This window comes from Methanohalophilus portucalensis (assembly GCF_002761295.1).
GTDB lineage: Archaea > Halobacteriota > Methanosarcinia > Methanosarcinales > Methanosarcinaceae > Methanohalophilus > Methanohalophilus portucalensis.
Genome location: NZ_CP017881.1, coordinates 2,075,071 through 2,084,875 on the forward strand (window position 1 = coordinate 2,075,071; position 9,805 = coordinate 2,084,875).

The 9,805-nt window shown below is 44.1% G+C and carries 10 protein-coding genes; 4 read left to right on the plus strand and 6 right to left on the minus strand.

Annotation, left to right across the window (positions count from 1 at the left end):
* Nucleotides 1–23 precede the first annotated feature (23 nt).
* The gene (locus tag BKM01_RS10645) at nucleotides 24–1,091 is read right to left on the minus strand and encodes a formate--phosphoribosylaminoimidazolecarboxamide ligase (RefSeq protein WP_072361981.1); all 1,068 of its coding nucleotides are present in this window, start codon (nucleotides 1,089–1,091) and stop codon (nucleotides 24–26) included.
* Nucleotides 1,092–1,209: 118 nt separating this feature from the next.
* On the opposite strand from BKM01_RS10645, the gene BKM01_RS10650 reads away from it, so the two are divergent.
* Genes BKM01_RS10650 through BKM01_RS10660 form a run of 3 tightly spaced genes read left to right on the plus strand, consistent with a single transcriptional unit; the run spans nucleotide 1,210 to nucleotide 3,301 of the window.
* Entirely contained in the window at nucleotides 1,210–1,902 is a 693-nt protein-coding gene (locus tag BKM01_RS10650; protein WP_072361984.1) for an ArsR/SmtB family transcription factor, read from the plus strand.
* Between the two features lie 20 nt (nucleotides 1,903–1,922).
* The gene (gene truA / locus BKM01_RS10655; RefSeq protein WP_072361986.1) at nucleotides 1,923–2,744 is read left to right on the plus strand and encodes a tRNA pseudouridine(38-40) synthase TruA; all 822 of its coding nucleotides are present in this window, start codon (nucleotides 1,923–1,925) and stop codon (nucleotides 2,742–2,744) included.
* On the plus strand, nucleotides 2,741–3,301 hold the full coding sequence (locus tag BKM01_RS10660) for a M48 family metallopeptidase (RefSeq protein ID WP_072361990.1): 561 nt from the start codon (nucleotides 2,741–2,743) through the stop codon (nucleotides 3,299–3,301). Before truA ends, BKM01_RS10660 begins: the two co-directional genes overlap by 4 nt.
* Here the strand turns inward: BKM01_RS10660 and BKM01_RS10665 are convergent.
* Genes BKM01_RS10665 through BKM01_RS10685 form a run of 5 tightly spaced genes read right to left on the minus strand, consistent with a single transcriptional unit; the run spans nucleotide 3,295 to nucleotide 7,353 of the window.
* A complete protein-coding gene (locus BKM01_RS10665) occupies nucleotides 3,295–4,332 on the minus strand; it encodes a TRM11 family SAM-dependent methyltransferase (RefSeq protein WP_072361993.1) in 1,038 nt (345 codons plus the stop codon). The genes BKM01_RS10660 and BKM01_RS10665 overlap by 7 nt on opposite strands.
* 1 nt (nucleotide 4,333) lies before the next feature.
* Nucleotides 4,334–4,621: a YunC family protein gene (locus BKM01_RS10670; protein ID WP_072361996.1), complete on the minus strand. Its 288-nt coding sequence runs from the start codon at nucleotides 4,619–4,621 to the stop codon at nucleotides 4,334–4,336.
* Nucleotides 4,622–4,634: 13 nt separating this feature from the next.
* The gene (locus BKM01_RS10675) at nucleotides 4,635–5,246 is read right to left on the minus strand and encodes a hypothetical protein (protein ID WP_072361999.1); all 612 of its coding nucleotides are present in this window, start codon (nucleotides 5,244–5,246) and stop codon (nucleotides 4,635–4,637) included.
* 10 nt (nucleotides 5,247–5,256) lie between these two features.
* Nucleotides 5,257–6,147 carry a type II methionyl aminopeptidase gene (gene map / locus BKM01_RS10680; protein WP_072362002.1) on the minus strand — a complete coding sequence of 297 codons (891 nt, stop codon included), beginning with the start codon at nucleotides 6,145–6,147 and terminating at the stop codon, nucleotides 5,257–5,259.
* A 33-nt stretch (nucleotides 6,148–6,180) separates the two neighbouring features.
* Entirely contained in the window at nucleotides 6,181–7,353 is a 1,173-nt protein-coding gene (locus tag BKM01_RS10685; RefSeq protein WP_072362006.1) for a M24 family metallopeptidase, read from the minus strand.
* A 344-nt stretch (nucleotides 7,354–7,697) separates the two neighbouring features.
* Here BKM01_RS10685 and BKM01_RS10690 point away from each other — a divergent pair.
* Nucleotides 7,698–9,805, plus strand: a 2,108-nt coding sequence (locus tag BKM01_RS10690) for an autotransporter outer membrane beta-barrel domain-containing protein (protein WP_211280459.1), incomplete at its 3' end; no start/stop codon positions are given.

Below are 9,805 nucleotides of genomic sequence, written 5' to 3' on the forward strand. Positions count from 1 at the left end.
GGATTATTGCTTACCTGAGTTTTTCAGGAAAGGATTACTTCCAGCTTTTCCTGCTCTGCTGCAAGTTTGACTTCCTGGGAAATACGTTTGCCTGTGGATAATCCTTCTTCTATGAAATCAGAGTATGGCGAACCATTGGTGTATATATTGGTACCTGCTACTATCCTGGCTGAAATCTCGAATACCTTGATCTCAAGCTGGTCTGTAAAAACCGTTTCCAGACAGAAGGATCCGATCATGCCGCCAAACAATTTGAGGGATTCTTCCACAACCTGTTCTCCGAGAGAAAATATCTTGGGCATCAGTGATTCCCTGGCTACCAGGGGGATATTGCCGGTAACAACATAGGTCGGTTGCACACTTGCTTTTTCCAGTTCTTTAGGAGAACCCAGACGGAATATCTCATCGGCATTGGATTCGACACGTCTGTCCATACTCAGCATTTCAAGTGTTCCGTTACTGAGTTTGTATCCTTCTTGCCTGAGTGGTGAATAGAAGAAGTGCAGATAATAGCGTGTGCCTACAATAAATTCCTGGACGGTGTACTTCTCACTTTCATCGATATTTTCCAGGAATTCCTCATAGTTCTTGGCAATGAAGAAACCGCGTCCTCCTTTGGCACCATGATATTTGACCATTACAGGACCGTGGATGTCTTCGGGTTCTACAAGCCGGGGCATGTGAATTCCTGCTCCCTCCAGCCATTCCCGCTCTTTTGTGCGGTCTGATTCCCAATTGAGTACAGCACGGTTACCAAAGGTGGGTACTTCAAGATCAAGGAATTTATCGGCACCCATGTATTCCACAAAGGAACCATGAGGTATTATTATGGCGTTTTTCTGTCTTAAAAGGGGGGCGATATCGGGTATATTCTTGTAACTGTCAACGGAAATGAACTCATCGGGTTTGGCCAGGGGATAGGCATTATAAAAGCGCGGAGGTTCACCTATGCAAATTCCGATTGTTTTTAACCCCTCTTTCCTGGCTCCATGGAATATCTGGAGGCTGGAATGAGAACATACCGTTGCAATCGCCAGGTCCTCGGTATTGTAGTCTTTCAGGATGTCGGAGATCTGCTTTTTCGTGATCATGATATCGCCTTAAAAGTTACATTACATTGTCGGAAGTGATATTTAAATTTAAGGATTGTTACGAAGCAGCCCGCACATTACACTAAGTTTATTAGTTTATTGATTGATACTCCTCTATATGGAAAACGATGACAATACGGAAAAAGTATTGGTTTTACCTTTAAATGAAGATTCACGTAAAATTACCCAGACCCTTTCCAATGAGAAATCCCTGAAGATACTGGAATTACTCGCAAGACAGCCCATGTCTGCAACTTCGATAGCCGAAGAGCTTGATATGCCCCTTACCACTATCAAGTACAATCTGGATGGCTTGCTGGAAAGCGAACTCATAGAGGTAAAGGAGACCAAATGGAGCCGCAAGGGCAGGGAGATCAAGATATATGAACCCATGCAAAAAATGATCGTGGTAGTCCCGGGTAGCAGCAAAACCGATCGCTCCAGTATCCTCGGTATGCTACGTAAATATGTGGCAATGGCAGGAGCAGCTCTATTTGCAGCATTGGGTATTGAATACCTCAGGGATTTTGAACCTCTGGGCCAGACCACGCCACCGGTCGCCCCTGCGGTGATGTCTGAGATGCCGGCTGGCAATACCAGCAATGATACAGCCCTTTTTGCTGGGCAAGCCCCCGCAAACGCAACCACAGAAGCTGCCAGGGCAGCCGGTGAAACTGCAGCTGCAGCAGATGCCAGCAGTCTGATATCTGCGGATTTCCTCTCCCATATAGGTGTATGGTTCCTCTTTGGATGCCTGTTTATAATAGCAGTACTTGCATTGTGGGAAATTTATAATAGGAAAAAGGTGTAATTGGACACAAGTGATCCTGTATGAGAGTTGCTCTCAAAATCGCTTATATTGGCTCTTCATATCGTGGTTCTCAGGTGCAGCCCGGAGTATCCACTGTGGAAGGGAAACTTTTTGAAGCCCTGCAGTCCCTTGAGATTATCGAGGATCCTTCCTCTGCTAGGTTTGTAAGTGCCGGGCGTACGGATACCGGAGTGCATGCCATGGGACAGGTGGTGGCTTTTGATACCGATAAACCCAAGCTGGCTATTCCCAGGGTGATTAATTCCAAATTACCAGGGGATATATGGGCGTGGTCCCGTGCTGAAGTTGACAGTGATTTTCATCCCAGAAGGTATGCCAGAAATCGTACCTATCGCTATATAACACCTTCAATGGATGCCGATATTTCAAAAATAAGAGCCGCTTGCAGTATCCTTGAAGGCAGTCATGATTTTGCTAATTTTTGTTTCAGGGATACCGGACGCAGTACCATTCGCAGAATCGAGAAGATCGATGTGAGACTTGCCGGCAATCTGCTCAGGATCGATATCACAGCCAACAGTTTCCTGTGGAAAATGATTCGCAAGATTGTAACTGTCCTGTTGCTTGTGGGCAGTGGTGCCAGGGATCTGGAATGGCTGGAAAACATGCTGGATCCTGCTTCCTACGAAGAGGGTATTAAACCTGCAAAACCCTATGGGCTGATCCTGACAGATGTGAATTATGGCGATTCAGTCCAGTGGTTTGATGACGGTTATTCCATGCGTCGCTCCCGTGAAAGAATAGAGGAGTATCTTGTTTATCATCAGGTGTTAGCCGAGGTAATGGACCAGTTTTTGCCAAAAGAACCAAAGGCTGAATGATGCAGTTACATATCAGGGATGCTGTAATAGATTATGAGATAGTTCAACGTCCCGTCAAATACGCAAGATTGGAGTTTAAGGACGGAATGTTGCGGGTAATAGTTCCCAAGGGATATGGTAATGCTGCAGCTTTTATCGAGAAAAATGGCGACTGGATTTACGACAAACATCTGCATTTGCAGCGGGTGATTGCTCTAGCCGGGGAAAAGAAACTGGAGAAAAAGCGCGCAGATCCTCATTTTTATAGTTTGGTGGAAAATATTGTACAAAGGCTGCAACGTGAACTGGAAGTAGAGGTCCGGGATTTAAATTTCCGGAAAATGAAGAGGAAATGGGCCAGCTGCAGCAGTAACAAAAAACTTGTTTTCAACCGGCACATGATGTATCTGCCGGATAATCTGATAGAATATATTGTGTATCACGAGCTTTTGCACCTAATTGAATTCAAGCACAATAAGAGATTCTGGTGTCTTGTGGAAAATAAATATCCGCAACGAAAGGAATATGACCTGGAACTTGCAGCATACTGGCATCTAATTAAAAGGACATTTTACTGATTATTTTTTTGCAAAATTGTGATATTGCGGGTCAGGCTTCTGTGTATTCTCTGGCTGTATTGTTTCACTATGGTAAATCCCGCATCCAGTGCGATCCTGTTAATCTCCATCTCCGACACGATCACTGCTTTACTGGCGGGTTTGAGAACTCTGTACATTTCTGCGAAAGATTCCTCGTATAAATGCCGGATGGATTCTGCCTTTATCATGGCGGACCTGCCATATGGAGGATCGGTGATCACTGAATCAATACAGTTGTTTTTGAGGGGTAATTTACAGGCATCTCCCTGAAGCAGGTTATAATCCCCGCCGAAATATTCCAGATTCAATTTTGCTCCCTGTATGATCTCATTGCGTGCTTCCAGGCCGACTACTTTTGAACCCAGCATGGCCGCTTCCACAAGTATGCCGGCAGTACCGCAGAACGGATCCAGCAGTTTTGTATCCTTGTTTACCCCTGCAAGGTTTACCAGCGCCCTGGCTGTAATGGGCATGAGTACCCCGGGATAGAAAAAGGGTTTCTTGTGGGGTGCACGTGCATGGAAGGCCTTGCGGTCTATGGATGCAATGACAGAGCCACATACGCATTTTTCAGTCAGTATGAGCCGCAGGGTAACATCGGGCTGGTTGAGATTGGCCCTGTATCCCTTCCTGAAAACAGCTCCGCCTACTCTCTGTTCCAGGTAGGAGCCTTCCACACTGGTATGGTGATTGACCTTCCGGGCACGTACTACAAAGGTCTGGCCTGCAGAAAGATGGGGTTTTATGTCGCAGTTTTCTGCACTGGAAATAATGGTTTCGGGTTCATTATTGCAGATGAAAGCAACCCGCAGGATATGATGGCACATGGCCAGTTTTCCGGAAATTTTTTCCAATCTACTTTCGGCATCTGACTCTTCAAGTTCCACCACAAGACAGTGATCATAATGTTGCGTGTATACCGGTTTGAGACCTTCGGTAGCCAGACAGGCCAGAGCCTCGTCTGCAGCGATTTCTTCATGGTCTCCGGAAAGTTCAAAAGCGTAACGCATATCAGAACATCTTTTCAAGGGCCTGTCTGCCGGTCATACCTTCCTCAATTCCGATATCAAGGGCTTTTTTGCTTACAGATTTCAGAGAAGTCTGCAGTACATCCTCAAAACTGTCCACGCCACTTACCACAGCAGCCACATCTCCCAGCTTGTCTGCGGTTTCCATATTGAGATAGCCACACATCACATAACCCATGTCGGCTTTGATCAGGAGCAAGGAAGCGTTTTCAAATTCCCATTTGAGACCCTGTGCTGTACCATTTTCCAGTTTGATCTGTTCTATTCTCATTTTGCTCACCCGATTATTCAATATAAAAAGAGAAATGTGATGTATTCCCGATATTGCCCCTCACAAAAGTAGTATTTTCTCCTTCTGAAACAGTAATATTCTCCATTCCTGCTGTAGAATTTATCTCCACTGTATCATCAAGTTCAATCACCACTTCAGAGTGATTCTGGCCCCTGAAGGTAAAGTTCGTACTGGAATTGAGAACGGCAGTATCAAAAATATAATGTACACTGTAACTATTTTCTATCCTGTCTGTTTTGTTGATGTCACCCAATGTTTCAAAATCCAGCTGCGCTTTGATATCCATTACCTGGATATTTTCAGAGGAACCATTGATCTGTACATCCATCTCCTCTTCCAGTTCTCCTCTAAGGTAATTGCGCACTTTGACGTCCATTTTCAATACTTCCCAGGCGTTGACAAGCCCACTGTCATCTCCCAGCTGTGAATCGATGTAATCTCTGTAAGAAACGGCGGAGGAATTTGTGTAACTTTCATTGTATTTCCATTCCATGATGTCATTTTTGAGTATTATGTGATTGCTCCAGGTCGTCTGGCCAGATGCGGGCATAATCAGGATAAATAGTATCAGCAGGAAATGTATTGCAACCACAAGTTTACGCAAAACAGGCACCTCAAAGAGTAGTTATTTCGCATCCGTCTTCAGTTATAATTAGGGTGTGCTCGGCCTGGGATACCATTCCTCCACCTACCTCTTTCAGTACAGGGAAGGAAGTGATGATTTCAGCCTTTTCAAGTTGCATCAGGGCAAGATCAATTTTGGGAGAGGTCAGCCATCTTTTGGCAAAGGGTAAAGTGCTGTACTCTTTCAGTTCCTTGAGAAGTTTGCGGGCTGCAGGCATACGTATGGGCTTTTTCTGTATGAACTGGTAGATTTCCGTGAAGCTGCCATCTGAGATCTTACCCGCACCATCTGTTGCAAAGGGCTCGATGGCTATTATATCGCCTGCCTGAAGTTCCATTCCCTGTCCGATATGGCGATTGGGAATACTTGGCGGGGTATGTGCCTGATAACGTGCAAGACCGTGGCCCGTGAGATTTGCAACCGGTTTGAATCCCTTGTCACGGATTGTATCCTCGATAACCGCTCCGATCTCTGCAGTATTCACACCGCCTTTGACAGTATCTATGGCTGCATCCAGTGCCTCTCTGGAAGCATCTACCAGATCCTTATTTCCTGAAAGGTCAATGGTCAGGGCGGCATCGGCAATATAGCCATCCACATGTACTCCCATATCCAGTTTGACTATATCCTTGCCAAAAACTTCCGTATCTCCTGCCATCGGGGTCGCATGGGCGGCTTCGTCATTACGTGAAAGATTGCAGGGGAAAGCGGGTTTGCCTCCAAGTTCCATTGTACGTTGTTCCACAAACTCGGCTACATCCAGCAGCTTTGCTCCTACCTTGATTTTATCCGCGGCTTCTCCCCGTACCTGTGACAGAATCTTACCGGCGGTTAGATACTTATCGAGAATCTCCTCAACTTCCTGAACTTTGTCCTGCATGCTCATCACCTGTTATGATTTTGGAGATTAATGTTATACTACAAATTCCTTTTCAAAAGTATTCAGGTTCTCATAACCATGTTCTGTTATCAGGACCAGATCTTCCAGGCGTATCCCGCCGATATGTGGGTAGTAGAGCCCCGGTTCAATGGTAATGATATTACCTGCCTGCAGGGGTATCTCCCTTAAACCGATTGACGGTGCTTCATGTACTTCCAGTCCGACACCGTGACCTGTGGAGTGGATGTATCCTTCACCTTTTTCAGCATCTGTGGAATATCCTCTTTCTTCGAACACATCACAGACCGCCTGATGCACATCATTTGCTGCAACACCGGGTTTAAGCATTCCCAGAGCCTTTTCTTGGGCTGCAAGCACGGCATCGTACATCTGCTGTAATTGTTCTGTAGTTTCTCCCCTGGTTACGGTACGTGTCATGTCACCGCAGTAGTGATGCAGTTTATGCTGCGGGAAGATGTCGATCACAATGGGCTCGTTTGCCAGCAGCTGTCCCTCGCCATGCCAGTGCGGATCGGCTGCACCTTTGCCACAGGCCACAATGGTTCCATGGGCCCGGCAATCATGATCAAGCAGGGAATGTTCAATAATCCTGCGTACCCTGGATGCTGTCAGGGGTTGACCTTCAAGGAAGAGTTTATTGTCCTCGATCTCAGCGGTTTTGATGGTTTCAATGGCTGATTGCATTGCTTCTTCGTTGGCCTGCTGGACCTGCCTGATAAGATTGACCTCTCCCTTTTCCTTGACCTCACGCAATTTTCTTAAGGGGCTCTGGATCGGATTGACGGTAAACCCCATCTCTTTGAGCACCTGGGCTGTATAAACAGGGAAATCCCGGGGTACTGCCACATGTCGCACTCCTTCCTTTTGCAGTAACTGGCCGATACATTCTCCGTAGGCTCTGCCCGGGTCGGCTGTTTCCTTGAGGCGTTTTTTGTAATCACAGAAACTCAAAGGCACGATTTCCTCTACCCTGCTTTCCTTCTGCACCCTGCCCTTTTCCATATCCGATATCAGCATCATGTCCCTGGCATTGCGGGTCTGGATGTAACAGAAAGGGTCACCTGCCAGGAATTTCGTGGCAAAATACATATCGGCATTGGAAGAATCGGCAACAAGGAGATAGGCTTCACATCGATTTTTTGCAAGGGCTGCAGTAACGTCCGGAAAATTGTTTGTCTGCTTCATGTACTGAAATTTGTACTGATGTTACATAAGGGTATCATGAAAAAAGAGAAGCTAATTTCTAAATATACTACGTTCGGCGCTTAAATGGAAAAAAGGTATATTATATTACTTGACATATATACAATATATCCATTTTATGTTATTGATAAATAATTACATTAGAAAACATTTGTGATCATTTAATCGGAGACAATTAACGTATGTCTGTGAAAGGAGAGGATAATATTATCAAATCAACACTTTTCATTCTATTTTTACTAATAACTATTATTGTTTGCATCCCCTTGCACAGGCAGCAACGACAGTAGCCGCTTCGAACAGTTATGTGAACTGAGGTGTTAGTGATGCGAAACTTAGAAAATTACAAAAACAACCGATTTAAATCGTTAATCTTCTCACTTATTCTATTTCTAATCATTACGACTGGATTAGTTACAGTAGCAGAAGCGGAAACTACCGCACAATTTGATTTTTCTGATATTTATAATGCTGACACTGTTTATGGCAATGATAAATCAGGGGCATTCGATAGTTGGGCAGCACTGATTACTGGCACTGTTGCTGAAAATAATGGAAACCCACGTGATGACGGTCTACCAGATGACGGTGTTTTTCCGTCCACCTCCACACACCCAAGGATAGAACTTGCTAAATTTCACACTGATGACGGGTTCAATGCATGGCAATCTAGCGGCACAGGTAGTGTTACTGCAAATGTCACAAATGGGCAATATAAAACAGTTCATTTAATCGCCTCGGCTGGTGGTGCTGGTACTAACAATCCAGCAAAGTTCGAAGTTGTACTTCATTATAGTGATGACACAACTGATAGGTCACAGGAATTCACTGTTCCCGATTGGTATGGAGATATAAGCGACCCTGGATACGCACTCAAAGACAATATGGACCGATGGAGTAATGGCGGTAATCTTTACGAAAACAGTGATGATCCTGCAATTTGGGGATTTGCTATGCAAGCAGATTCTACAAAAACGCTAGAATCTATTACTATTGACGTCACTGCAAATGAAGCAGGGTCATTCAATTTTTTTGGCGGGGCTGCAACTACACAGGAAACTGATGTGATTGAAAAACCAAGAATTTCTTCCTTTGAATTAACCAATCCATCAGACAAAAATTTAGCTGTAAATTTTGATAGTGACAAACAGCTCTCTGTAATTTCTGTATCTATCACAGGTGCCGAATCAGCCACGTTTACCGGAACAAACTTTACAGAAGCTGATAACGGTGATGGCACCTACACATATGAAGCAACTTATAATAGTAATAGTGATGGAGACTATACCGCGACTCTAGAAATAGCCGAAGATGCCGAAGGTAATGATGGAGCAAGTGGTGAGCAGGATAGCGTTAACATCGACACAACTCCTCCGCAAATCACTGGATTTAAAGTGTCCAATCCATCCGGGCAAAATCTTTTGTTGAATTTCACATCAAATGAAGACCTAGCAGCGATATCAGTATCTATCAGTGGAGCCGAATCAGCTACGTTTACTGGGGCATACTTTACAGAAACTGATAACGCTGATGGTACTTACACGTATGAAACAATCTATAATGGTAATAGCGATGGAGACTATACTGCAACCCTTGAAACAGCCGAAGATGCAGAAGGCAACGATGGAGCAAGTGGTGAGGAGGATATCGTTAACATCGACACAACTCCTCCTGTGATTAATGCTGTTGAATTTCCTGTAAACAGCAATACAGGCGATATTGTTGGTATTGGATTCAATGTGAATGATAACATAGGAATTACCAGTACCGATTTCAACATTTCAACTAACAATACTGCTGAACTTACAGAGAATGGTAACTGGTACAACTATACTCTTAATGTCCCTGTTGATTCAGTAGATGATATTGTTTTCAATGCCACCTTCTCTGACGGTGCAGACAATTTCAATGCAAGTAGTGACAAGACAATAAGTGTTTCTGATAATATCGATCCTGTAATTCAGGATATCGTTTATGAAGAAAATGTCAATACAGGTGATGTTGTCGCGATTGGATTCAATGTAAATGATAACATAGGAATTACCAGTACCGATTTCAACATTTCAACCAATGAAACTGCTGAACTTACAAACGATGGTAACTGGTACAACTATACTCTTAATGTCCCTGTTGATTCCGTTAATGACATTGACTTCAATGCTACTTTCTCTGACGCTGCAGGCAATTTCAATTCAACTGATGACATTTCCGTAAATGTCTCAGATAACATTGATCCTGTAATTCAGGATATCGTTTATGAAGAAAATGTCAATACAGGCGATATTGTTGGTATTGGATTCAATGTAAATGATAACATAGGAATTGCCAGTACCGATTTCAACATTTCAACTAACGAAACTGCTGAACTTACAGAGGATGGTAACTGGTACAACTATACTTTGAATGTACCTTTAGATTCAGTAGATGATATTGT

Bases quoted from the DNA above. Each gene is read 5' to 3' on its own strand.
- BKM01_RS10645 (WP_072361981.1), bottom strand. From the start codon at position 1,091: ATGATCACGAAAAAGCAGATCTCCGACATCCTGAAAGACTACAATACC.
- BKM01_RS10650 (WP_072361984.1), top strand. From the start codon at position 1,210: ATGGAAAACGATGACAATACGGAAAAAGTATTGGTTTTACCTTTAAAT.
- truA (WP_072361986.1), top strand. From the start codon at position 1,923: ATGAGAGTTGCTCTCAAAATCGCTTATATTGGCTCTTCATATCGTGGT.
- BKM01_RS10660 (WP_072361990.1), top strand. From the start codon at position 2,741: ATGATGCAGTTACATATCAGGGATGCTGTAATAGATTATGAGATAGTT.
- BKM01_RS10665 (WP_072361993.1), bottom strand. From the start codon at position 4,332: ATGCGTTACGCTTTTGAACTTTCCGGAGACCATGAAGAAATCGCTGCA.
- BKM01_RS10670 (WP_072361996.1), bottom strand. From the start codon at position 4,621: ATGAGAATAGAACAGATCAAACTGGAAAATGGTACAGCACAGGGTCTC.
- map (WP_072362002.1), bottom strand. From the start codon at position 6,147: ATGCAGGACAAAGTTCAGGAAGTTGAGGAGATTCTCGATAAGTATCTA.
- BKM01_RS10685 (WP_072362006.1), bottom strand. From the start codon at position 7,353: ATGAAGCAGACAAACAATTTTCCGGACGTTACTGCAGCCCTTGCAAAA.